The sequence below is a fragment of the Vibrio sp. QJM3NY_35 genome, assembly GCF_057785915.1.
In genome coordinates this window covers 763,668-788,870 of the sequence record NZ_CM173508.1, presented here as the reverse complement: position 1 = coordinate 788,870, position 25,203 = coordinate 763,668, and the positions used below count along the sequence as shown (strand labels likewise).

Annotated in this window: 18 protein-coding genes and 2 pseudogenes; 9 read left to right on the top strand and 11 right to left on the bottom strand. The window is 45.2% G+C overall.

The features are described from left to right. Window positions 1-434 precede the first annotated feature (434 nt). Entirely contained in the window at window positions 435-2,285 is a 1,851-nt protein-coding gene (locus tag AC3CH3_RS18950) for an ABC transporter ATP-binding protein (RefSeq protein ID WP_488538978.1), read from the top strand. Window positions 2,286-2,571: 286 nt separating this feature from the next. Next, a complete protein-coding gene (locus AC3CH3_RS18945) occupies window positions 2,572-3,276 on the top strand; it encodes a DUF445 domain-containing protein (RefSeq protein WP_017065155.1) in 705 nt (234 codons plus the stop codon). Window positions 3,277-3,386: 110 nt separating this feature from the next. On the opposite strand, the gene AC3CH3_RS18940 is transcribed toward AC3CH3_RS18945, so the two are convergent. Next, on the bottom strand, window positions 3,387-3,875 hold the full coding sequence (locus AC3CH3_RS18940) for an Lrp/AsnC family transcriptional regulator (RefSeq protein ID WP_017075645.1): 489 nt from the start codon (window positions 3,873-3,875) through the stop codon (window positions 3,387-3,389). Window positions 3,876-4,160: 285 nt separating this feature from the next. On the opposite strand from AC3CH3_RS18940, the gene AC3CH3_RS18935 reads away from it, so the two are divergent. Further along, window positions 4,161-4,316: a hypothetical protein gene (locus AC3CH3_RS18935; protein WP_488538977.1), complete on the top strand. Its 156-nt coding sequence runs from the start codon at window positions 4,161-4,163 to the stop codon at window positions 4,314-4,316. Window positions 4,317-4,378: 62 nt separating this feature from the next. Here AC3CH3_RS18935 and AC3CH3_RS18930 read toward each other — a convergent pair whose 3' ends face one another. From AC3CH3_RS18930 to AC3CH3_RS18890, 9 genes and pseudogenes are all read right to left on the bottom strand, one after another. Then, entirely contained in the window at window positions 4,379-4,549 is a 171-nt protein-coding gene (locus AC3CH3_RS18930; RefSeq protein WP_488538976.1) for a hypothetical protein, read from the bottom strand. A 382-nt stretch (window positions 4,550-4,931) separates the two neighbouring features. Further along, entirely contained in the window at window positions 4,932-5,795 is an 864-nt protein-coding gene (locus AC3CH3_RS18925; RefSeq protein ID WP_019823304.1) for a nuclear transport factor 2 family protein, read from the bottom strand. A gap of 121 nt (window positions 5,796-5,916) precedes the next feature. Next, window positions 5,917-6,123: pseudogene (locus AC3CH3_RS18920) on the bottom strand (helix-turn-helix domain-containing protein); the annotation flags it as partial. A gap of 54 nt (window positions 6,124-6,177) precedes the next feature. After that, complete coding sequence (locus tag AC3CH3_RS18915; RefSeq protein ID WP_488538008.1) at window positions 6,178-7,098, bottom strand: IS5 family transposase; 921 nt, start codon at window positions 7,096-7,098, stop codon at window positions 6,178-6,180. A gap of 79 nt (window positions 7,099-7,177) precedes the next feature. After that, window positions 7,178-7,870, bottom strand: a pseudogene (locus AC3CH3_RS18910) (AraC family ligand binding domain-containing protein); the annotation flags it as partial. A 264-nt stretch (window positions 7,871-8,134) separates the two neighbouring features. Beyond that, on the bottom strand, window positions 8,135-9,625 hold the full coding sequence (gene putP / locus AC3CH3_RS18905) for a sodium/proline symporter PutP (protein ID WP_029405518.1): 1,491 nt from the start codon (window positions 9,623-9,625) through the stop codon (window positions 8,135-8,137). A 185-nt stretch (window positions 9,626-9,810) separates the two neighbouring features. Beyond that, window positions 9,811-10,515, bottom strand: a complete 705-nt coding sequence (locus AC3CH3_RS18900; RefSeq protein WP_004732537.1) for a 1-pyrroline-5-carboxylate dehydrogenase — start codon at window positions 10,513-10,515, stop codon at window positions 9,811-9,813. 11 nt (window positions 10,516-10,526) lie between these two features. Beyond that, window positions 10,527-13,664, bottom strand: a complete 3,138-nt coding sequence (putA, locus tag AC3CH3_RS18895; protein WP_488538975.1) for a bifunctional proline dehydrogenase/L-glutamate gamma-semialdehyde dehydrogenase PutA — start codon at window positions 13,662-13,664, stop codon at window positions 10,527-10,529. A 181-nt stretch (window positions 13,665-13,845) separates the two neighbouring features. Beyond that, window positions 13,846-14,670, bottom strand: a complete 825-nt coding sequence (locus AC3CH3_RS18890; RefSeq protein WP_019823315.1) for an AraC family transcriptional regulator — start codon at window positions 14,668-14,670, stop codon at window positions 13,846-13,848. A 494-nt stretch (window positions 14,671-15,164) separates the two neighbouring features. On the opposite strand from AC3CH3_RS18890, the gene AC3CH3_RS18885 reads away from it, so the two are divergent. The 3 genes from AC3CH3_RS18885 to AC3CH3_RS18875 all read left to right on the top strand — a co-directional run bounded on the left by AC3CH3_RS18885 (window position 15,165) and on the right by AC3CH3_RS18875 (window position 19,488). Next, window positions 15,165-16,268 carry a PEGA domain-containing protein gene (locus AC3CH3_RS18885; protein WP_488538974.1) on the top strand — a complete coding sequence of 368 codons (1,104 nt, stop codon included), beginning with the start codon at window positions 15,165-15,167 and terminating at the stop codon, window positions 16,266-16,268. A 243-nt stretch (window positions 16,269-16,511) separates the two neighbouring features. Further along, on the top strand, window positions 16,512-18,341 hold the full coding sequence (locus tag AC3CH3_RS18880) for a formylglycine-generating enzyme family protein (RefSeq protein ID WP_488538973.1): 1,830 nt from the start codon (window positions 16,512-16,514) through the stop codon (window positions 18,339-18,341). 364 nt (window positions 18,342-18,705) lie between these two features. Then, window positions 18,706-19,488 carry a helix-turn-helix transcriptional regulator gene (locus AC3CH3_RS18875; RefSeq protein ID WP_019823321.1) on the top strand — a complete coding sequence of 261 codons (783 nt, stop codon included), beginning with the start codon at window positions 18,706-18,708 and terminating at the stop codon, window positions 19,486-19,488. Between the two features lie 102 nt (window positions 19,489-19,590). On the opposite strand, the gene pdxH is transcribed toward AC3CH3_RS18875, so the two are convergent. After that, window positions 19,591-20,226: a pyridoxamine 5'-phosphate oxidase gene (gene pdxH, locus AC3CH3_RS18870; protein WP_017061203.1), complete on the bottom strand. Its 636-nt coding sequence runs from the start codon at window positions 20,224-20,226 to the stop codon at window positions 19,591-19,593. 167 nt (window positions 20,227-20,393) lie between these two features. Here pdxH and AC3CH3_RS18865 point away from each other — a divergent pair, with 167 nt between their 5' ends. The 3 genes from AC3CH3_RS18865 to AC3CH3_RS18855 all read left to right on the top strand — a co-directional run bounded on the left by AC3CH3_RS18865 (window position 20,394) and on the right by AC3CH3_RS18855 (window position 25,184). Continuing rightward, entirely contained in the window at window positions 20,394-22,316 is a 1,923-nt protein-coding gene (locus AC3CH3_RS18865) for a sensor histidine kinase (RefSeq protein WP_019823324.1), read from the top strand. 68 nt (window positions 22,317-22,384) lie between these two features. Beyond that, window positions 22,385-23,680, top strand: a complete 1,296-nt coding sequence (locus AC3CH3_RS18860) for a sigma-54-dependent transcriptional regulator (RefSeq protein ID WP_029405520.1) — start codon at window positions 22,385-22,387, stop codon at window positions 23,678-23,680. A 112-nt stretch (window positions 23,681-23,792) separates the two neighbouring features. After that, a complete protein-coding gene (locus AC3CH3_RS18855; RefSeq protein WP_488538972.1) occupies window positions 23,793-25,184 on the top strand; it encodes an HlyD family type I secretion periplasmic adaptor subunit in 1,392 nt (463 codons plus the stop codon). Window positions 25,185-25,203 lie beyond the last annotated feature (19 nt).

Sequence of the window (25,203 nt, the reverse complement as noted above, 5' to 3'; positions counted from 1 at the left end):
TCAGAAAGAACCAACTGTATGCATATTCGTTAAGTCACTTTATGGATAAATATTCTGATTCCATTTTCTCGCCTATCACGAGTTTTGATTACAATTTAATCCATTTAACGTTAGGATTATCACCGTTGCATAACAATCAATTACGTTTGAAATAAGCTTAACTTTTCCTGTCTAATTCAATCTAAAATAAGCGTCATGAAAGACATTCTTTGGACCTTTCCTGCATTGTTTAGACAAAGTTTTAGTGTTTTAAAGCCAAGTGCCTAAATAGGCGCTAGAACAAAATCCATCGAATGACTTAATACTGATAAGAACCCATTGGCGCTTATATAATTTCAAACTAAGACAGTTAAATTTTAAATCAAGACCATAAAAACAAAGCTGCACCAACGATGCAGTCGCTTATAGATGCACTAGTTTATAAAGGGAAATCTATGTACAAAAAGTTTGAAGGCTTTACTGAAGCCTTTCCAAAGGGAGAGCCGATACAACCTCCTACTGGAATACTGGCATTCTGCCGCCACTACACCCGAGGCTTTGAAAAGCCACTGATCGTGCTCGGTATCATGAGCATGACGATTGCGATCATCGAAGTGGCGCTATTTGGTTACATGGGGCAATTGGTCGACTGGCTATCAACAAGTAACCCAGAAACCTTCTTAGCTGACAACAAGTCCACTCTTATGGGCCTTGGTGTGCTGCTGTTGGTTGTGATGCCAATCTTGATCAGTGTTTACTCGCTATTGCTTCACCAAACTTTGCTGGGCAACTACCCAATGTCGATTCGTTGGTTAGCGCACCGCTACCTTTTGAAGCAAAGCCTGTCCTTTTATCAAGATGACTTCGCCGGACGTGTCGCGACCAAAGTAATGCAAACCTCACTCGCGGTACGTGAAACCGTGACCAAAATGGTTGATGTGTTTGTCTACGTAACGGTTTACTTCACGGCGATGCTGTTCATGCTTGCTGAATCAGATTGGCGCTTGATGGCCCCGATGCTGATTTGGCTATTCGTTTACATCGGTATTCAACTGCATTTCGTGCCAAAGCTAAAAGACGTTTCTTCAGAGCAAGCGGATGCTCGTTCACTGATGACAGGTCGTATTGTTGATAGCTACACCAACATCGCCACCGTGAAATTGTTCTCACACAGTAAAAGAGAAACCGAATACGCAGAAGAAGGCATGGAAGGCTTTTTAGATACGGTTCATCGCCAAATGCGCTTGGTTACTGGCTTCAACATCTGCGTTGAGTTCGCTAACTATCTATTGGTATTCAGCATTGCAGGTATCTCTATCTACCTATGGTTAGACAACGCGATCACCGTGGGTGCAATCGCGATTGCGGTCAGCTTGGCTCTGCGTATTAACGGCATGTCGAAATGGATCATGTGGGAAATCGGTGGTCTGTTTGAGAACCTTGGTACCGTGATTGACGGCATTAAAACTCTGTCTAAGCCTATCACTATCGAAGATAAAAAAGACGCAAAGCCTCTGGACGTTCCACAAGGCGGTATCAACTTCGACAACGTGAGCTTTAACTACGGTGAGAATAAGGGTGTGATTAACAACCTAAACCTCAACATCAAACCGGGTGAAAAAGTGGGCTTGGTTGGCCGTTCAGGTGCAGGTAAGTCGACCCTAGTTAACTTACTGCTGCGCTTCCACGATGTAGAAAGTGGCCGCATCCTAATTGATGACCAAGAGATCTCGAGCGTTACTCAAGATTCTCTGCGCAGCAACATTGGTATGGTGACTCAAGATACCTCACTGCTGCACCGTTCGATCAAAGACAACATTCTTTACGGTCGACCAGAGGCATCAGACGAAGAGGTATACGCGGCGACTAAACAGGCGCACGCTCATGAGTTTATCGAAACGCTAACCGACCCGTTTGGCAACGTTGGTTACGATGCTCAAGTAGGTGAACGTGGCGTTAAGCTTTCTGGTGGTCAGCGTCAACGTGTCGCTATCTCGCGTGTTCTTTTGAAAAATGCTCCCTTACTTGTTCTCGATGAAGCAACTTCTGCACTCGATTCTGAGGTAGAAGCCGCGATTCAAGAGAGCTTGATTGAGCTAATGGAAGGCAAAACGGTTATTGCGATTGCACACCGTTTATCGACCATTGCTGCGATGGATCGCCTGATCGTGCTTGATGCCGGTAATATCGTAGAAGAAGGCACGCACCAAGAGCTGATTACACAAAATGGCATCTATGCTCAATTGTGGAATCACCAAACCGGTGGCTTCATTGCCGATGATCTTGAGAAAGCTACGAACGCTTAATTTCTGTGCTACTTTAAAAGTGCGATGTGATTCACACCAATTTGTTAATTAACGGTAAATTACACATAGCAGAATGTTATGTCGTAATTATATAATGACATTAACACCAAAGACGCCTCGCTTGCGCGTTCTGGAATAAGGCTAGACTTCGGGGGGAGGCTAGCCTTTTTTATGCCTGCTATTTGGTACTCTTTTCTACCTGTCCAACAAACTTCATCGATCCTTTTGTTTTTTTCTTGGCGTTTTTTTCTTAAAATGCGCGCAATATTCTTTCGAGAGATCAACCATGAACAAAAGTGTCTTAACTAACGTTATTGCGTTAGCACTGCTTGCTGGCGGCTATGCGACAGCAAACCAATACTTGCTTTACGCAGGCCTATTCGCATTTTCTGGTGCCATCACCAACTGGCTTGCGATTCACATGTTGTTCGAGAAAGTACCCGGCCTATACGGTTCTGGCGTTATTCCAGCGCGCTTTGAAGAGTTCAAGGCAGCTATCAAGCAACTGATGATGGAGCAATTCTTTACAGAAAGTAACATCGACCGCTTCCTAAGCAGCGAGATGACAGGAAAGTCGCTCAATCTAGAGCCTGTGATTCAGAAGATCGACTTTAACCCTGCATTCGACTCACTGGTGCATGTTATCGAGAACTCTCAGTTTGGCGGTATGTTGGCAATGTTTGGTGGCACAGAAGCACTAGAGCCAATGAAAGCGCCATTTGTTGAGAAGATGCAAGAATCTGTGATTGAAATCAGCAAAAGTGACTCTGTAAAAAATGCCATCAAAGACGAGCTAGAGTCGCCTGCGATGATGGATGAAATCAAAGAGAACATTGAGGCGATCATCGATCAGCGCTTGAATGAGCTGACACCTAAACTGGTTAAAGAGATGGTTCAGACTATGATCAAGAAACACCTTGGTTGGCTTGTGGTTTGGGGTGGTGTATTCGGTGGTGTGATTGGCTTAATCTCTGCGGCAATTACGCTGTAAACCGGACAAGTTTATCGGATTACTCTTTCTCTAACATTCAATAAAAAATGGAAGCTTATTGGCTTCCATTTTTTATATCTAAACCACCTTAGTAAGGCGAAATCAGGCCACTATTTTAAAGTTGCCAACAACTCAGGGTTAACACCAAAGCCCTTCTTGTGCTCCTCAATGACCACTTCACTGCGTGTCTGAATGACACCAGGCAAGGTGCCTAACTTTGTTGCCATAAACGCTTGGTACGCCTTCATGTCTTTCACTCGAACCTTGATCATGGTGTCAAAGTCACCCGACAGTGAGTAACACTCTTCCACCTCAGGCATCAATTCAACCGCTTGAGCAAATTTGTCGAAGATCGAAAAGCTAGTCTGGTCGAGACGGATATGGATAAAGACTTGAACATCGAGTCCCAGCTTTTCTGAACAAAGCTCAGCATGATAGCCCGTGATGTAGCCCTCCTTCTCCAATCGCTTCAATCTATCAGAGCAAGGTGAAGTCGTTAAGTTGACCTGCTTTGCCAACTCAACAACGGGCAGACGCCCTTTCATATGCAGAATTCTTAGTATCTCTTTATCGATACGATCGAGTTGGTGCTGAGACATAACATTCCTTAAACATTCTAAATTCCACTCAGTATATTCCATATCAAGAGCAATCGAAGAAAACCTCGCTCACACATTTAGAAAACTAAACAGGCCATTTACATTCAGACTAAATATAAATATCAATATCAAACCACTGATAACTCGCCTTATAAATCAAGCTCTAGTTATTAACAAATTATTATAGAAATGACCCGATAAACAAATAAGTTGAGCCGGAAACGAAAGAAAGGATATAGGCCAAAGTGAATAATAGAATTATCAAAGAGAAAGGATGACTCTATTATGAAAACGCAAGAACTCGCATATAAACCTTACGGGATTGGTTCATGGACACACGTAACGGTATCAAAAGATGTTGCTCAAGCACTAGCAAATGAATACTCAAACTATGGTTGGGATGTGAAGATTGATGGCGAGCTAGCACTCAAAGCCGCATAGAAACGCAAAAACCTCCTAAAACGGAGGTTTTTTGATCTAAGTTAGTGAGCGCTTACTGTAAGTTAAGCTAAACCAACTTGGGTTACAGTACTTCCTGTTTCGCAACGGCAGTTACACGTGCGGCAGAAGTGCTGAGTTTCCATATCGTAGTGCAGGTTTCCACTAAATAGCTTTGACGTCCATTGCATCATACGGCCAGAGGTTGTCTCAGGCTCTGATTCACAACGTTTCATTATAGACTTATGTAGTGTTGTTTTTTTACATCCTTTGCAATAGAGATCTGGCATACCTTTGTCCTATAGGTCTTTAGTGGTTACTGACAATTGACACATCATGTCCAATTCAGTTCAACAATTCACCGAGCTAATCACAAAAGTGAGCGCCAAGTTCAAAAAATAGCCATTTTTCTGTTTCATTTTTTGACATCAAGCGCCATAAAGGTCCAACCTCTTCCATGCAATTTCTCTCATTCACTCGGTTTCAATTTACATTGTAAAACCCCTTCAAACCGTCTCCTCAACGCGATCTTCCATCAAATACACCAACAAAAAAACGGCACTCCCATTATGAAAGTGCCGATTTGTAAAATCATTTTAGATTCAATATGACTCCAACTTAGAAGCCAAATTTACCATTTTCATTTTTCCACTCTGAACGCGCTGGAATGGTTTCGATAGTGTCCCAGTGCTCAACGATCTTGCCGTTATCGACACGGAACAGATCATAAAAAGCGACATGGTTATTCATGAACTGGCCTTCACTGATTGACAACACGAAGTTACCTTGGCCTAAAATCTTGTGGTTAGCGGTATAAACCATTGGCATGCCTGCTTCCGCTAACGCCCCCAAAGCTTCACCCAAACCGCTTAGGCCATCGGCTACACCAGGGTTGTGCTGAAGGTAAGCGCTGTCTTCGTTATCGATGTACTGATTAATCTTCGACATGTCACCGCCGATCAGGATGTCTTTTACAAAGCCACCGACAAGCTGTTTATTTTGATCCGTTTTCTCGAGATCTACGACTTTAGTCGTACCGTCTAATTGAGTGCGACCACTTGCGTTTGGCTTGGCAATTTCTTGCAAGTTATCCCAATGTTCAACTATCTGTCCCTCTTCAAAACGGAACACGTCAAAGCCGACTTTAGGGCCGAAGAAGTTGTATTCAGTGTGTGTTACTACGAAATCACCATCTTGAAATGAGCGCTTCACTTGCGCTTTCGCTGAACCTTCTGGAAGCATTTGTAATACTTCACCAAAGCCCGCTAAGCCATCACCTACCGCTAGGTTATGTTGAATGTACTTTTCAGGGTTAATGTAGCTCACCGCTTTTGCGTCGCCCGTTTCAATGCTTGAAATGACCGCTACCGCTTTTTCTTGAATAGACAGCTCTTGTGCAGCCACAGAACCGGTAACAACAGAAGCAGCAAGTACGCCAGCAGTTAGTAGTGTTGATTTGAATGTGTTAGTTATTGTTTTCATTATTAAGTCCTCTCGTTGGCTTGGAAACTATATTAGTCAACGAGAGAGGCTCACGGCAGAGTGGGTTTAGGCAGAAAAATGGTAGATATCGAACCTTAGATGATTCGTGTCGACCTACTAGCTATTCAGAGAGTGAAGGCTTGGAATACTTCTTTTGAAACTCACTCGGCGTCATCTGAGTATGATTTTTAAAGTACTTAACGAAATTACTCGCATCTTCAAACCCAAAATCCAACGCCATTTTCTGAGACGTAATATTGGTTACCACCAGCTGACGCTTCATTTCTAAAACGGTAAAAGAATCGATGATTTGCTTAGCGGTTAACCCGGCTTTGTTGCGTAATTAAATTTATAGATAGAGCTACCCCATTTCGTGTGTTTCTTAGTCAATACGACAAGTTTCAGGCATACCTAACCCAGTAAGCTTGTTCAACGCTTTTATCATCGCGTAAGTCTCACCCACCTGCGCATTGTAATGTCTTAAGCTCAATCGTCCTCCTAGTAACTGTTTAACTCGATACATCGCTGTTTCTGATAGTGAACGTCTGTGGTACCCATACCGCTCTTTCCAATACTTATTTGAGCCGTATAACTTCTGGCAAACCACGGCGAGGTTTCGAGGATGACCACGCTCCCAGAAGGCTGCCCCTTCTCTTGGGGGAATAAGCGCAATGGCTCCCTTAATCTTAATAGCAGCATGACACAATCTCGTGTCGTAAGCTCCATCACCAGACACCTCAAGGATACTTCGGCGTGTTTGTTTCAGTAAGTTCGGGAGGACTTCTCCATCTGTAACCGTCGATAAACTTAGCTCGGCTGCGATAATTTCATGAGTGCTTGTATCAACGGCAATATGCAGCTTTCGCCAAACTCTACGCTTACCATCTGTCCCGTGTTTTTTGACTTTCCATTCACCTTCGCCATAAACCTTTAGGCCAGTTGCATCAATGGCCAGGTGCTGTATTGCTCCTCTCGCTTTAGTCTTAAATGAGACCTCAACTTGCTTTGCTCTACGACTGATGCAGGTGTAATGCGGACAACTTAATGGAACATGGGCAAGCCTAAATATTGAGTCGATAAACCCTTGCAGAGCTCTCAGTGGCATAGAAAAAACTCGTTTCACCATGAGCGCTGTCGTGATAGCTAAATCGCTGAACCGACGTGGCCTCCCGCGCTTACTCTGTTTGCTTTGCGCCCACCCGTTTATTGCCTCTTCATCAATCCAAAAGGTCAGAGAGCCACGGTTAATAAGTGATTGGTTGTATTGCTTCCAGTTGGTTGTTTTGTAACGAGGTTTAGGCATAGAGCTACGAGAAGGAGTGAACGTAGCTGATCAGATCGTAGGCTCTTGATTTAGTTCCATTGAATTACGCAACAAAGCCGGTTAACCCTGTTGCGACCTTGCACACTTGGTTCAACGTCTTGTACGTGGTGTTAATTTGATTGGCGTACCAGTTTGCATCACGCACGCGCAGGTAGTTGTTTTGAAGAAGCTCAAAGTAGCGGGCAAACTTAATGTTCTGCTGCAAGCTCAAGGCGTCTTTCTTCACTTCTGGTCGTAGGCGATGAAGAATCAGAGCTAGTGCTGAGAACAAGTACATGACAATCAAGGGATCGGATTCTGGCTGATTCAGCTCCGTCATAATCTGCTGAATGAGACTTTGCGTCCGCTCTTGGTGGGACTCGTCGAGTGACAACAGTGCCGAGTGCGCCTTGTTCAAATGAGTAGGCGTGTAGTTCGGCAACTTCATATTAGCGTGAACGCTGTCTAAGAACGCTTGAGTAAACAAAACCGCAGTGCCTTGTGGCTTGTTACTAAAATCAAAGGCGTGCATCTGCTCTCTTTGAATGAACAACACGTTCCCTTGGCTAAAAGGATAGTCCTCAAAATCGACCATGTGCGTGCCAGAGCCTTGCTCGATAAACAGAATCAGGAAGAAGCTGACACGATGTGGCAATTGAGGATCGTGGTTAATATTGCTTTCTGAATACAGCCGAGACAAGGGCACCAACTCCAGCTCAGCTTGCGCCGTTTTCTCATGGTTAAAGCCAATATTCGGGATTACTTGAGGCACTATTAACTTCCTATTCATTTACTCAACGGCTCTTAGCAAGAGTAATGTATCGCAGTGGGAACGGAAATGCTCTGAGCCTAGAAGTATGACTTAGCCAGCGTCACCAACAAGGTAAACATGCTCAATACACTCAACTTGCCAGACGCAACACAAGGTCGAAAGGTCAAAGCATTGGGGTATAGTCAAAAAAATAGAGCCACCGAAGTGACTCTATTATTTTTAGCTCATGTTCTTTGTTAATTCACATCTGTTTTACAATGTAAATTAGTCTAGCTCAACGAGGTTCTTCTCGAACTCAGCGTGTTGCTTCTTAACTTCTTCTTCAGGCTCGCCCGTAATTAGACTCACGATAACGATAGAAAGAGTCGATAGGATGATTCCCGGTACGATTTCATACACATCGAACCAACCGCCCGTGAACTGTTTCCAAAGTACAATCGTCACACCACCAACCACGATACCCGCCAGAGCGCCGTTACGGTTCATACGAGACCAGTACAGGCTCAATACGATAGCTGGGCCGAATGCAGCACCAAAACCAGCCCATGCGTAAGACACAAGGCCAAGTACTGAACTGTCTGGCGTCATCGCTAGTACAAGTGCAATCAGAGAGATTAGGATAACCGCGAAACGGCCTACACGAACAATCTCTTCTGACGTAGCGTCTTTCTTCAGAACTTGCTTATACAGATCTTCTGCCATTGCAGATGAAGAAACAAGAAGTTGTGAATCCGCAGTACTCATGATTGCCGCTAAGATTGCCGCCAGTAGAATACCTGCAATTACTGGGTGGAACATCGCGTTCACAAGAAGCATGAAGATCTTCTCGCCATCGTCTAGCTTAGGCGCGCCAGAGTTCGTCACGTAGATTAGACCAACAAGACCAACCAGCATTGCACCAATCATAGACAGCGCAGTCCATACCACAGCGATACGACGCGCGGTTGTTAGGTCTTTATTGCTACGCGTTGCTTTGAAACGAGCAAGGATGTGTGGCTGACCGAAGTAACCTAGACCCCATGCCGCTAGCGAGATGATCGCGATAGCAGAAAGCGGCTCACCTTTCGCATCATTCCATAGCGTGAGTAGCTCTGGGTTGATGTTATGAAGGTCTGTAGATAGCTGACCAAGGCCGCCGTTCATTGCTGCGATTGGCACAATCAATAGCGCAGCAGACATTAATAGGCCTTGAACTAAGTCAGTCCAAGATACCGCTAGGAAACCACCAAACAGGGTGTACGAAACCACACATACGGTACCGATAATGACCGCCGTTGTGTAATCTAGGCCGAATACCGTTTCAAACAATTTACCACCTGCTACTAAGCCTGAGCTTGTGTAGAAAAGGAAGAATAAAAGGATAAAGAAAGCAGAAATTGTTTGGATCAGCTTAGAGTTATCGTTGAAGCGACGAGATAGGAACTCAGGCAACGTCAGTGATTCCGTTGTAATACTGTAAGTACGTAGGCGTTTAGCACTGATTAACCAGTTTGCCCAAGTACCAACCAGGAGGCCACCAGCAAGCCAAAATGCTTCAAAGCCAGCAGCGTAAGCGTAACCAGGCAGGCCAAGTAGCAACCAACCACTCATGTCTGATGCACCAGCAGAAAGTGCAGCAGGCCATGGGCCTAACGAACGACCACCTAGGAAGTAGTCAGTTGAGTTAGATGTACGTTTGTAAGCAATAACACCGATCGCTAGCATCATAATTAGATACGCAATGAACGTCGTCGTTATTGCAAAACTGTTTTCTATCATTTGATAGTCCTCATTTTGTAGAAAGCCTTCCATGCCTAATTCAATGCAAGGTACTCACCGTAAAGGCAAACAAGTGCATTGAGTTAGGTATTGAGGCTCCAAAGCACTCAGGGAGAAAACCAAAAATGGGAAAACCCAAAAATGGAGAAACCAAAAGTCTTTAGAGCCAATTTTACTGAAGGTTAGTGAGCTTCGCTTCCAAGTTCGAGCAAGGTCGCGTTACCGCCCACGGCTGTTATATTTATAGTTCGCGTACGCTCGGTAATGAAGCGCAGCGATAGGTGTGGATCATTAGCAACATTCATTGTCGCCAGATCCGTTTCAGCCACTAAACCGACGATTGCACCGTCACGCTTAGCAAGCTGTAAATTGATAGCTTGTGCCGTTTGTGAATTACCCACGTAACCTGCACTTCGTACATCGCAAGACAGCAGCTGTTGAGCAGCGTCGTACGAGGCAACCTGCACCAAGTTGGTTGGTAGATTCGCTTGTTTTGCAGCATCAGCAATTAAGGTATTGAACTGCACGTCATCACTGCATAATTGAACGCTGTTACCTGCCAATAGTGCTGCAGTAATCATCGCTGTTGCAGTTTGCAGTGCCGGCACTTTCTCTTCGCAATCATCAACAATCACCAAAGCCACACCGCGGCCTGCGGCATACAACTCATTGGTTTCGCCCGTAGGACCTGCCATTAGGTGATGTTCAGAAAGCAGCGCAGACGCTTGCTCTAGATGATAAGTTGCCACTGCAGCCAAAGGCACAGATTGACTTTCGATCTCTGATTTCAGCGCAAGTACCTGAGCACTCTTGTAATCAAAGTCGGTAAGATTCCATTGTTCCCACGCTAGCAAAGCATCAGAAAAACCTGTCACTTGATGAACCATGATACTGCTCCTTATGCCTTGTCTTGTGATTGAGAGAAATGAACATCTGTAAAACGGTATAGGTAGTGAGGACCACCCGCTTTAGGGCCAGTACCTGACAAACCTTGACCGCCGAATGGCTGAACCCCAACAACGGCGCCCACTTGGTCACGGTTGATGTAGCAGTTACCCACACGAACGTGTTTTTCGATCCAACGGTAAGTTGTCTCGTTACGGCTGTGGATACCCATAGTTAAGCCAAAGCCCGTTTGGTTGATTTGGTCTACCACTTGCGTCAACTCACTCGCTTTGAAGCGAACAATGTGTAGCACTGGGCCAAACTGTTCTTCTTTCAAGCAGCTGATATGATCAATTTCAAAAGCACTTGGTGGAACAAAATCACCATGATCACAATCACTACCTAGAGAAAGTTGAGCCACCTTCTTCTGGGTATTGGTCATGTTTTCTAAGTGTGCCAACAACTTCTGTTTCGCGTTTTGGTCGATAACAGGGCCGACATCGGTTTTATGAAGGTGTGGAATGCCAACACTCAGCTCGTCCATTGCTCCGTGAATCAATCCAACCACGCGGTCTGCAATGTCTTCTTGGATGTAAAGCACACGTAGTGCAGAACAACGCTGACCTGCTGAAGCGAATGCTGAACGAATCACATCACGAACTACCTGTTCAGGCAGTGCAGTACTGTCGACGATCATCGCGTTTTGGCCGCCTGTTTCCGCAATAAACGGAACTGGCTTAGCGTTACGAGTGGCTAATGACACATTGATACGTTGTGCTGTTGGTGTTGAACCCGTAAAGGCAACGCCCGCAATCGCATCATGACTGGTGAGTGCACTACCGATCTCAGCACCGCGACCCGGTAGTAACTGAATCGTTCCAGCAGGGAAGCCCGCTTCATTCATCAGTTCAACCGCGCGAGCTGCAATCAAGCTTGTTTGCTCGGCAGGCTTAGCCACAACCGTATTACCCGCCACTAGTGCTGCAGTAATTTGGCCAAGGAAGATCGCTAGAGGGAAGTTCCAAGGGCTGATACAGACGAACACACCACGACCTTGTCGAGAAGCGATTCGTGTTTGGCCATCAAAACCTTTTAGTTCGAAACCTTGTAGGTTGTCAGCTTGTTTTGCGTAGTAACGACAGAAGTCGACTGCTTCACGTACTTCATCAACACTATCGTGAATTGTCTTACCCGCTTCTTGATGACAAATCGCCACCAATTCAGCGAGGTTGTCCTCCATCAAGTCAGCTAACTTATCAAGTGCCGCCGCTTTGGTTTCAACCGATGTTGCGTTCCAATCAGCGAATACTGCGTCTGCGCCAGTGATCGCTGCGGAAACATGATCAAGGTTAGCGAAAGCCACCTGACCCACATTAATACGACGATCATAAGGTGCTGTCACTTGCTCAACGTTCTGATCAGCCTTGATCATGCTTTCGGCAAGAGATTCACCGTTGATCACAGGGCCCGCAGTCCATTGATTGTTTAGGAAGCCTTTTACTTGCTCTTCAAACTGATGCGCTTCGCTTTCAATATCAATGTTCACACCGTAAGAGTTCTTACGCTCAGGGAAAACCGCTGGAGGCAGAGGAATCTTAGTGTTGTGCAATGTATCGAACGCCAGAAGCATATCGACAGGGTGTTGAGTCAGCTCTGCCACAGGGCAACGCGCATCAACTAGACGGTGGACAAACGAGCTGTTTGCGCCGTTTTCTAGCAAGCGACGTACTAGGTATGGCAGTAGATCTTTGTGGCTGCCAACAGGAGCGTAGATACGTACTGACTGTTGGTAAGCTTCCATCGCATGGTTGTACAGAGAATCACCCATGCCGTGTAAGCGTTGGAATTCAAAGTCTTTATGGTCGGTCATGACGGCAATAGCAGAAACCGTATGAGCATTGTGGCTCGCAAACTGCGGGAAGATATTGCCACGAACGCTTGGGCTCAATAGGTAACGCGCACATGCAAGGTAAGCTACGTCTGTCGCTTCTTTGCGTGTGTAAACTGGGTAATCAGTAAAGCCCGCTTGTTGCGACCATTTGATTTCGCTGTCCCAGTAAGCACCTTTCACTAAGCGAAGCGGGATCAAATCACCCTGCTCTTTCGCTAGGCGGTTTAGCCATACTAGAACCGGAAGTGCACGCTTTGAGTATGCTTGAATAACCAGACCAAATTTACCCCAACCTTTTACAAGGTCAGTGCGGTACAGTTTTTCGAATAATTTAAGAGAAAGCTCTAGGCGATCCGCTTCTTCCGCATCAATCGTAATCGCAACATCGAGCTCTACTGCGCGGCGCAATAGTTGCTCTAGCGTGTCGCAAAGTTCAGTCAGTACGCGGTCTTCGTTCGCCACTTCATAACGTGGGTGAAGCGCAGAAAGCTTGATAGATACCGATGGCGCTGGACTAGATTTTGAAGAGACATAAGTGTCTCGACCTACGGCTTCAATCGCCATTAGGTAATCTTTGAAGTATTTGTTTGCGTCAGCTGTAGTCAGTGCCGCTTCACCTAGCATGTCGTATGAGTAGGTAAAACCTTTGTCACGCATAGACTTACCGTTCTTTTGTGCTTCCGCAATGCTGCGGCCAAGAACGAATTGGTGACCCATCACCTTCATCGCTTGGTGCATCGCTTTACGAATCACCGGCTCAGAAAGCTTGTTCACTAAGCGGTTTACCGCTTGACCTGCACTCTGCTCTTTAGATGAAAGTCCAACCACCTTGCCTGTTAGCATTAGGCCCCAAGTTGATGCGTTAACAAAAACCGAGTCAGAATTCTTCAGGTGAGATTTCCAATCCGCAACGCTAAGTTTGTCGCGAATCAGAGCATCAGCGGTTGCCGAATCAGGAATACGCATCAAGGCTTCCGCCAGACACATTAGCAAGATGCCTTCTTGAGTATCTAAACTGTATTCAAGCAACAAGGCGTCGATCATCTGAATAGATGTTTTATCCGCACGGATAGACTCAATCAACGACGTCGTTTTGTCTGTAATTTGCTGCTTTTCAGACTCAGAAGGGGTAGCTAGCGGCAGAAGTTGCTCTAGCCATTGGGTTTCATCCACCATATATAATGGTGAGATAAGCGACCATAGATCACTAAGCGACTGCTCATTGAATTCTGGCTTTAACACATCAGTAGCTGTAAACATGCGTTTTCCTTAATCTCACACCCGGAATTAGCCCGGGATCTCTACAATGGCTGCAGTGTATTTAGAGTATATAAGGATTACTTGTCAAAAACTCCGAGTTTTTTGCTAAAAACTCGCTTTATTAACAAAACAAACACAACGTCACATATGAAACTTTAAAATAATATGCCGTTTTGTTTCACTATTTAACAGAAATTTTCTTTTTGTATTGGGATGGTGACATGCCTTGAAGGCGTGAAAAGGTGTGAGTAAAGGAGGATTGACCGGAGAAACCAGCAAGTTCTGCAACCTGACCAAGGCTCAGATTGCCTTGTTCGATCAAGCGGCGAGAGCGGTCAATACGCTTACCAAGAACATACTGGTGAGGGGTAATGCCCATTTGCTCTTTGAACAGCATATGGAACTGGCTTTCACCCAAGAACACGCTTCCTGCAAGCTGAGCGACAGAGATCTTATTCGCGAGGTGTTGCTCGATGTAGCGATCCAGTGCTTCAAGATCAAAACGCGAGTCTTTAATTGAGGTTTCAAATGCCGAGATGTGCCTTTGCATCAGAGCGATCACCGTGTCATTACAGGCACGGCTTAACAATAGATCATCCGGGCTCGCCTGCATTTCTTGCACCAACATATGGATAAGCTTTTGAATTTGCGCATCTAATTGGAAGTAGACGTTCGATGATTCTAACTGGTTAATCTTCTCTAACATCAGAGGGTCATCATCGGTTGGCACTGGCATGTTGAGCACTAGGATATCCGACTGACCGACCACCCCACCGAAAGCATGATCAGAGCTCGCTGTTACCACACAACCTTGACCCGGCCCGATAAGATTACCCTTACCGCAAACTTCAAATTCTGCCTGACCTTTTAAACCAATCACCACCTGAGAATAATGGTGATCGTGACAATCCATATGCGAAGGCAAAGTAATGATCTCCGCAGGGCGAGGGCCAGTAAGGCCTAGCGGGGACAAGTCTAGGTTTGGAAAGGGTAAAGGTTTTGGCATGACAGCAAAATACTCAGGTCGACATAGTAAGAATAATACTCTGAAATCTGCATAAGATGAATTTGTAAATGATCATGAGAGTCATTTCCTCGCCTTTAGCAAAAGATCATTATCGCGATCGTCTTGATCATGCCTCCGGAAAGATGATCAAGAGTGTATAAACTACGGCCATTGTAAAACCAATCGTTCCGGTGAGTTTAGGGGCTTCACAAGCACTCATACAAGCAAGTACACCGGCACGAAAAACCATGTCATCAATAAATACTTCAGCGCCCTAACATAATGAATAAATTTTCTTATATAGCTCAAATAATTGGCGATAAACCTGTAAAAAGTGTATCCGAAGTACCGAAACTTGGCTTTTGAGTAGATTGGATAGCAATAAAACGGTATAAAGACGGGTACTGTGTTAATTGCTAATAACTAGTGACTCACAACTAGGAAGTAGACACTTTATTAACGAGCCAATTTCAATCTATAAGTTGCAGGGACCTATGACTAACTTTCGAATTTCAGCGCTTTTACTTGCGCTATCCCCACTTTGGGTATCTGCATCGGTATCCGCTGAAGAACTGAATCAAGTCGATCCCGTTTCAGCTATCGATGCAAAGCTAACAGAGAAAAACTCAGATATTGAGCGTATTTCAGCAACCAAAGTATCGGCGACTGAAAACCTAAAACAACTACAAAACAAAAATAGTAAGTTGTTGCGCGAAGGTGAAGAACTTAAGGCAAAACGTAACAGAGCTAAGTCTGTACTCGACAAACAGTACAGTCGCTTACTTGAAGATCCAGAAACTGATTTGGTCTCTTTCCAAAAAAGCTACCAAGATGCTTGGGCGGCAGTTAAAGAGAATCAATCGTCTCAGTTAGATAACCAACAAGCGATGAACGAGGGTGAAATTCACCTTTCTCAAATCAAGCAAAAGCAAGCGCGTCTTAATAATGAGCTGGCTAACTTGAGAGAATCAAAAGTTGAAGCTCGTGTTAAACGTATTGCAACAGAACTTCGTGAAAGTGCCGTTCTTGAAACCAGCTACACCACCACATGTGCATCAACAATGACACTCGGTGAATGTACATCTCAAGGTAAACACCTAACGAACCAAAAAGCCGTTCAAACGTTCAAGACCCAATTACTTGAACAGCTCACAGAAAGCACACTAGCGAAGCAAAACTTGCAAGGTGTTCAACTGAACATCCATGTTCAAGACAGCCAAGCAATCAAGAGTGGCTTCTCTGGCAACAACGCATACTTCATGCAGATACAAGCTCAACTTCAAGCGAAACCTGAAGCCATTGCCGCTTGTAACTTGTTGAACGTGTCTACTCGCTACTGTCTAACAGGCAGTCAAGCCGCTGTCGTTAAGAAAAATGACAAGCAATGGGCAAATGTGACCGTTCGTTCTGATCAGTACAATGATTCAGTCACCATTAACGGCATCAAGTATGGCAGTACACCTCTTGAGGTTGCGCTACCAAGTGGTCGTCACCAAGTAACTATTTCAAAGCCAGGTTACGAGTCTTATAACCGCACAGTTACCATCAACGGCAGCGACACGATTTGGGTTAAGCTTCTTCCTAGTAAAGAAAGCTAAACACCCTTTCTACATAGAGCTGAGCCGATACAAAACGCTTAGCTCTATATCAGATAGCCGTGCCTATTTCACAAAGCTGAATGAACACTCGCCATTTTGTTGATAGTTATAAACTGTATGATCGTTACAAACTTGTATGGTCGTTATAACCTTGTTTTATAGTTATAAACAGTAGCTGCAGACGAAATGGCGTTTTCGTTTAGAATATTCGATTAACCTAAATTACGATTGAAGTAGCCCATCATGCGCCAAGGTCTTCCTACTCTATTATTTGCACTTGCTCCCTGCTTAATGACGCCAGCTGTTTTTGCTGAGGCAACACCACCAGCGATCGCGTCATCTGTCACCGACATTGAAAGCTCACTTTTCGAAAAGCATGCCGACTTAACGGCTGTTGAGAAGAAATTGGCTGATAAACAAAATGAAGTCGACAATCAGGCGCAGCAAACGGCACGTCTAGCTGAGTTATCGGCTCAAGCAGAGCAAACACTCGCAAAAGCGAAAGCCAGCCTAGAGCAAGATTACACGCGCATGATTGATGAGCCCGATTTCGATATCTCGCCCGCTCAAAACCGCTTCCAAGGGGCTTGGAAAACCGTAAAAGAAGGCAAGCTTGCGATTTCAGACTCAGATCAGAAGCAGCAAGACTTGGTGATGGAGCTTGAGGTTATCCAAGCCGAGAAAACCGCAGCAGAAGCTTCAATCGCAAACCTGAACCAAGACAAGCTAAGAGCAAGAGCAGAGCTACTAAGAAACGAGATCACTCAAACGGAAGAGCAAACGGTTAGCTTTACCAACCGTTGCAGCAGCGATATGACACTGGCGCAGTGTTCAGACCAAACGGTGACCTTGGCACTTCAAAAAGCGGTAAAACAGTTCCAACACAGCCTAGTGGACAACGCGACTGAATCGAAAACAGTGAAAGAGCACCTTGCGTCTGCTTCGCTAAATATTCACGTTGTGCAACACAAAGTGAAATCCTCTGGCTTCTCTGAAGATAACCGTTACCGAGCGGTGATTGCGGCGAACCTAGAAACTCGTCCAGATAAGAACACCCCTTGTCGCCTACTTGGTATTCAGTCATCAAACTGTTTCACGCAAAGCGAGCAGCAAACCAACGACCAGCAAAAAGAAGTCGCTTGGGTTAACTTGGTGGTACGTTCAAATCAATACAACGACAAGGTTTCTATCAACGGCGTGAACTATGGCAGTACACCGGTTGAAGTAATGTTACCAACTGGTCAGCACATGGTCACGATTGAGAAAGAGGGTTACCTTTCTTTCCACCAAGAGCTGAAGATAGCCCGCGATCACAACCTACGAGCCGTATTACAGGCCAAGCAGAACTCATTGAATGTCGGTACCAAGTTTGCCGATCCGATGGGTAACGACATTCAGAGCCCTGAAATGATTGTTGTCGGCTCGGGTCGCTACCTACTGGGTGAAAACAACGCACAACAAGTGACGATCAAACAGCCGTTTGCATTAGCAGCAACGCCAACCCGTGTTCAAGACTTCAAAGCATTCGTAAAAAACACAGGCTACCAGACAGACGCTGAGCTGATGAACACCTGCGATACATTCGTCAATGCAGAGATCACAACCGTTTCAGACAAAGACTGGCAGAACCCAGGCTTTAAGCAAGCTGATAACTCACCGGTAGTTTGTGTTAGCCAAAACGATGCCAAAGCTTATACACGTTGGTTATCTAAAAACACCGGCTTCACTTACCGCTTGCCAACACCACAAGAGTGGGAAGCTGCAGCAAGAGCAGGCCAAGACACCAACTTCTGGTGGGGCAATCAATTCCGTTCAGGCAAAGCCAATACTGGCTGGGCGGGTACACCTTGGTCAAACGTTAGCACATCTCCAGTTAAGTCATTCCTACCAACGCCAACAGGCTTCTACGACATGGTGGGTAATGTATGGGAATGGACAACCGTTCAGAAAGGCCTAGCGAAGGGTGGCGCGTGGAGCTTCTCTCCTGAAGAGGCAAAGGTGTTTAACGAACTGTACGTACCGCCTTCAACGGCAGCGAACTATCTAGGATTCCGAGTAGTACGAGAGCTGTAGGCTCCCAATCACAGGCTCAGAATCCCCAATATTTACTCTAGGTTCTCAATTATCACATTGAGCAGCATTTATAGGGGAATTCCCCCCTTATGCATAAGCACTCCTAGGAGTAGATTCGTCGATAGAGTAGTAAGTCACTCTGGGTATCAAATTGATGCCTCAGTTTAATTTACCTGACCCTCGTAAATTAGACTGAAAATCTTCTACATGTCGACAAGGCATATCTTGTCTTTAGCCAGCCCCTCTTCAGGCTGGCTTTTTTTTGCCTGATTATCACCCTTTATGCCCATCGATTCTCCGTGATCGACACAGTTAATCAGCAGTCCGTTTAACTGTCAGTCACCCCTTATGTTTCGTACTCTAATTGCCATTGCAGCGCTATAAGAAACTGATATCATTGCCATACCTCTGCTTACGAGATAAAACCTTGCCAGATCCACTCAACTCCATACATCGTTCTTTATTCGAACAACTTCCAGGCTGCTGGGGCTGCAAAGATACTGACTCGGTCTTCGTGTACGCCAACCTTGCTTACAACCAATTGATTGGCTTAAAACCCAATGAAACTTGTACTGGCTTGACCGACTTCGACATGCCCAGTCAAACCACTGAGTGCGCACAAGATTTCAGGGCTCAAGACAAACATGTAATGGATACACGCAGTACCCTTAAGATCCTCGATATTCACCCTTATCCAGACGGACGCTGGCACGCCCATATCTTTACCAAAACCCCTTGGCTTGATGATGACGACAACGTCCAAGGCACCATCTTCTATGGCCAAGAGCTTACCGATACCGCGATCTTAGAGGTTGGTCATTGGGTTTGTCAGGCCACAGGAACAAAAGGCAATCAGGCATCGCTTGCGGGGTCAGAGCCGCGCGTCTCTAAACTGCAAAAGCGGCTGACTTCGAGAGAATCAGAGGTGCTGTTCTTACTGCTTTTTGGCAAGAAACCACAGTACATCGCGTCGACGCTAAACATTTCAATCAAAACGGTCGAAGGTCATGTCGCCAGATTGAAACAGAAGTTCGATGCACGCAGTAAAAGCCAATTGATTGAGTATGCGTTGGACTCAGGATTAGGCTCAGTGATCCCAGAAACTCTGCTCAAAAAACAGATATCTGTTGTTCTACACAGTGACTGATTTACTAATTAGCTGAAAATTCAGACAAAAAAATGCCGTTGATTTGATCAGTCTAATCAACGGCATTTTTGGATCTATTAAGCAGCTAAGCGATCAAGCAGCCTAAGGCGCTAGGCGATCAATATCCCAACTGTTGTCTTGGCGTGAGAACAAGAAACGGTCGTGCAAGCGGTGTTCACCACCCTGCCAGAACTCAATGCTATCCACACGTACACGGAAACCACCCCAGAAAGAAGGCACAGGAATCTCTCCTTTGGCAAACTTCTGTTTAAGCTCTAGATACTTACCTTCTAAAATCCCACGTGCTGAGATACGGCTACTCTGCTTACTTGCAATCGCGGCCAATTGGCTCTCTTTTGGACGTGACGAGAAGTACTTCATATTTTCCATAGCCGTCAGCTTTTCAGCCGTGCCCGTAATATGAACTTGTCGCTCAAGTGGATGCCAAGGGAAGTGCAAACTGATTTTGCTGTTGTGCTCAAGCTGGTGCGCTTTACGGCTACCTAAGTTGGTGTAAAAAACGAACCCGTCTTTATCAACATTCTTCAGCAGAACAATTCGTTGGAATGGCTGACCATTTTCATCAACCGTAGCAACTGTCATGGCAGTGGGGTCCGTCAACTTCGCTTCAATGGCTTGCTCTAGCCATAGATTGAATTGCTCAATCGGGTCTGCGGCCAAGTCTTTACGTCTCAATCCACCCTTAGCGTATTCGCGACGAATATCTGTCAGTTCCATTTGGTTGCTCCTTTCAATTTTTTTGTGATTTTGCGCTGTAATCCTTTGAAACACAAGTCTAAGCCATGGTTTTGTCTCGCAGAAGGTGCTCTGTGTTAACAAGATCTCGGTACTCTCTCCATCATATTGATAATCTTTATACAAACCGATGACAAGTTGAGATCCGAGTGACCAAAATACTGCCTAACCTAATGACGCCCTTTGTTTTATTCTCATTGTTATTGGGAGCTGCAGGGCTGACTGCAACCCACTTTATGGCAGTGCAATTCCAAGAAAAAATCGTCACTCAGCAACTCGATGAAGCAGCGAATAAAGCCAATCTACAAATCGACTCTGAATTGGATAAATTCAAACAGATCCCCGATTTACTCAGCCATGATCCACGTCTGCTCTCTTATTTTGACTCATCACCACGAGCAGACAAGATTTCCGCTGCGCAGCTCAATCAATTACTATTTGAATGGTCGAATCAAAGCCAAGCCGACACCATCTATATTCACGACCCGAGCGGTACTGTGGTCGCTTCCAGTAATTACCAAAAGCCTCGTACCTTTGTAGGTGAGAACTTCTCGTTTCGTCCCTACTTTGCTTCTGCTATTCAAGGCAACAACACACAATATGTCGCGCTAGGCGCTCGTTCGAACGTACGCGGTTATTTTCTGTCTTCGCCTCTGTATATCGACAAAGAAACTGTCGGGGTTATCACCGTAAAAGTGAGCTTAGAAAACCTCGAAAACATCCTGACCAGCGACGACTTTGAGATCGTGGTACTCGACTCTAACCAAGTGGTGTTTCTATCAAGCCAAGCTCCATGGCTTTATCATTCATTGTTGCCATTAACTCAGCAACAACAAACGGATATCGCACTTCAACGCCAATACGGTCAAAGCGAAATTTCGATCATCGAAGCCTTTCGCTCTTCAAGCTCTCAGTCAGAAGCTAGCAATACCAATCAATCTAGCAACCTTCAATCCAATGAAATCCGAAAAGAGCTCACCGCCAACCAGTTATTCAAGCTTGGTGCTTTTAATCTTTACCCTGCAACGGTCAGCAACAACCAGTACCAAGTTGTCGCACTAAAAGAGACCAGAGCTGAACTTATTAAAATCTTGCAGATCGATGTCATCTTCGTGGTGATTTACAGCTTGGTGATGCTCATCGCTTGGTCGTGGCGCCAAACCTACGTAGCGAAAGTGGCGTTGACCCGACTCAACCAAAACTTGGAGCAAACCGTTGATAAACGCACTCACTACTTGAAGCAATCCAATCAACAGCTGCAACAAACCCTTTTTCAATACCAAGAGTCGCAATCCAAGTTGAAACAGACAGAACAAGAGCTGACACAAACCGCGAAATTAGCGGTACTCGGTGAACTGTCAGCCAGCATTAACCACGAAATCAACCAACCACTTGCAGCACTGCGAACCTACAGTGAAAACAGCTTAAAGCTACTGGAAATGGAACGAACCGATTTAGTGAAAAGCAATCTTGAGAAAATGATTGGCCTCAACAACACCATTACGGACATCATCGCGCGACTCAAAGTCTTTACTCGCAAGGTCACCAAACAAGAACATCATGTGGCGAACCTGCATCAAGCGGTCAATAACGCCACCAGCATTCTCAGTGCGCTGATGATCAAGCAAGGTATTACGCTGAGGCTAAGCACGGTGCCAGATGATATCAATATTGCGATTCATCCAACCGAACTAGAACAAGTACTGGTGAACCTGATTCACAACGCGACTCAAGCGCTTCAACAGCAAGTTCTTGAACAGAAAATCTTGCAGGAGCAACAAAACCTGGAAAGCGTTGACCAACAGGCTAGCCCACAGATAGGCATCGAATGGCAACTGCACCATGACTCTTGTCAGCTGATCATTTGGGATAACGGAATTGGCATGCCGAACGATAAGCTAGAACAGCTGTTCGACCCGTTTTTTACCACCAAACCGGAAGGCTTAGGGCTAGGGCTTTCAATATCGAAACGGATTATTGAAGCGTATCACGGCACGATCAGCGCGAACCGGTTAGAGCCTTCAGGCATGGTATTCTCGCTAAACATCCCGTTATATAACGATAAGGGCTAACACGCCGTTGTTATCGCTGATTAGAAAACGAATCTCACATACTGCTAAGGACTCGACTTTTGCACTCTATGCCTAAACTCTATTTTGTCGACGATGAACCCGCCATTCGAGACTCCGTAGAACAAGCCATGCTCATTGAAGGCATCGATATCGTCTGCTTTCCCAATGCTATTGAGGCATTAAAGAAAATAGATACCACGCAAGCCGGAATTGTCATCACCGATATTCACATGCCGGTAATGGATGGCATTCAATTAACGCAAAAGTTGCTGAGCCAAAATCCTCATTTTCAGGTCATCGTACTTACCGGACATGGTGACGTGCAAACCGCGGTGTCCGCGATGAAAGCCGGCGCTTACGATTTTCTGGAAAAGCCATTTGTGGTCGATGCCCTACTCACTGCCGTTAAAAAAGCGGCGGATAAGCTCGCACTGGTTGAAGAGAACAACCTACTGCGTAAAGAGTTGGCAATGCAAAATCAGGTTGGCCCAAAACTGATTGGTCAATCGCCATCGATGCAGGCATTACGCCGAGAATTGATCACCCTAGATACCAAAACCAACCCACTTCTATTGTTTGTTGGTGATTTAGGGACAGGGAAAAGGGTCACTGCACAATACACCCATGATTTACACAGTCATCAAACCGCGGAGCTTTGCCCTGTCGCTGCGTTTAATTTGCCACGCAGTGACGAAGCGACATTCCATCAGTTTGTTTTGCAACTGTTCTTGAAGCATCAAGGTGGAACGATCTATATCCATGAGACAGAAGCATTAACTCAAGATCAATGGCTGTGGTTAGCGAACTTAAAACCCACTCTACTTCGTGAAAACTCATGCAAGACCAATGCAACTTGTATCATTATCGCAACTACAGTAGTTCCTACTACAATTACAGGTGAACTACGCCGATTTAATTTACTACCCTTGGCGCAAAGAACGGAAGATATTGGATCTTTGTTCAAACACTTTGCTCGCGGTGCAGCCAGTCGCTATCAACTGCCGCCCCCCGTCATTACAGAAAAAGAGATTCAACGACTCATTGCAACGCATTGGACGGAGAACATTCGTCAGCTTCGCCAACATGCTGAACTCAGAGTGCTGACTCAAATTAAGCAGCCGTCGCTCGACAGCGATACTAATGAGCCAAATGACGACAATGAACTCGATATGAGCATTGAAGAGCAACAACAGTCGTTAAACCAACGCACCGATAGCTTTGAACAAATTATCTTGATTGAGGCGTTACATCGCCATCAAGGGCGTTTAAAAGAAGTACAACAAGAGCTGCAGGTATCGCGAAAAACACTGTATGACAAACTAAGAAAGCACCAACTCGATAAAACAGATTTCAAGAACCGATAAGTCTTAAAAAATATATAAATTCAAAGATTTAAAGGAGCAAAATCTTAACATTTATCAAAAGTAAGAATACACTCAATAGGCTTGCACTTTTATTTAGCGAACAAGGACTGTTATGAGTCAGAAAAATTTCAGCAAATTGAACGAGACCGAGCTTGAGTATGTCGATGATAAAACAGCGGCACTGCTCCTCAATACGCCCACCAGTGCGCGTATTATGTTGTGGGTGATCGTTCTGTTTTTTATTGCTGCTATTGGGTGGTCTGCCTGGGCAGAGATCGACAAAGTTACCGTTGGCCAAGGCAAAGTGATCCCTTCCTCTCAGATCCAAGTGGTGCAAAACCTTGAGGGTGGTTTGGTTAAAGAGATCTTAGTTAGAGAAGGCCAACAAGTTCAAAAAGGTCAACAACTACTATTGATCGATGACACTCGCTTCCGCTCAGACTTCCGCGAACGTGAACAACAAGTTGCCAATTTAACCGCCAACGTATTGATGCTTTCAGCCTCATTAACCAGTGTTGTTATCGACGAAGAGTTTTCTGTAGAAGAGTGGAAAAAAAGTGTGTTACTTGATTACGGCAAGCTCGCCTTCCCACCCAAGTTTTATGAACTTCAACCTCAACTGGTTAATCGCCAAAAAGCAGAATATCGTCAAGATCTCAATAACCTAAAAAACCAACTTTCCGTTTTTGATCAACAAGTTGAACAGAAACAACAAGACCTTATCGAAATTAAAGCGCGTGTCGATAACTTAAGACAGAGTTACCGATTCGCCCGCCAAGAACTGGATATCACCAAGCCTCTAGCCGATGAAGGGGTGGTACCACGAATTGAATTACTTAAACTGCAAAGACAAGTCAACGACACTCGCCGAGAAATGACCTCAAGCGAGCTAAAAATCCCTCTTCTACGTTCAGCCATCAAAGAAGCGATGCTCAGCCGTGTTGATGCCGCACTGAACTTCCGCTCCGAACAACAAGAAAAACTCAATCAAGCCCAAGACAAGCTATCTGCAATGACCGAATCGGCCGTTGGCCTTGAAGACAGAGTAAACCGCACTGTGGTGGTATCTCCTGTAACCGGCACCGTTAAAACGCTTGGCATAAATACCGTAGGCGGTGTTATCCAACCGGGTATGGACATCGTTGAGATTGTACCAACAGAAGACTCGCTATTGGTCGAAGCGAAAATCGCTCCTCAAGACATCGCCTTCCTACGCCCAGAACTGACAGCCATCGTTAAATTCAGTGCTTACGACTTTACTAAATACGGTGGTCTAGAAGGCGTGCTAGAGCACATCAGTGCCGATACCACCCAAGATGAAGAAGGCAATAGCTTCTACATCGTGCGCGTGCGCACCGAAAAACACAATTTTGGACAGAACGAAGAGTTGCCAATCATTCCAGGTATGACCGCCTCTGTCGATATCATCACGGGCAAGAGAACCGTGCTTGAGTACATGTTGAAGCCACTATTAAGCGCTCAAAACAATGCACTAAAAGAGTAAGGACGTTGGATGTTTGATA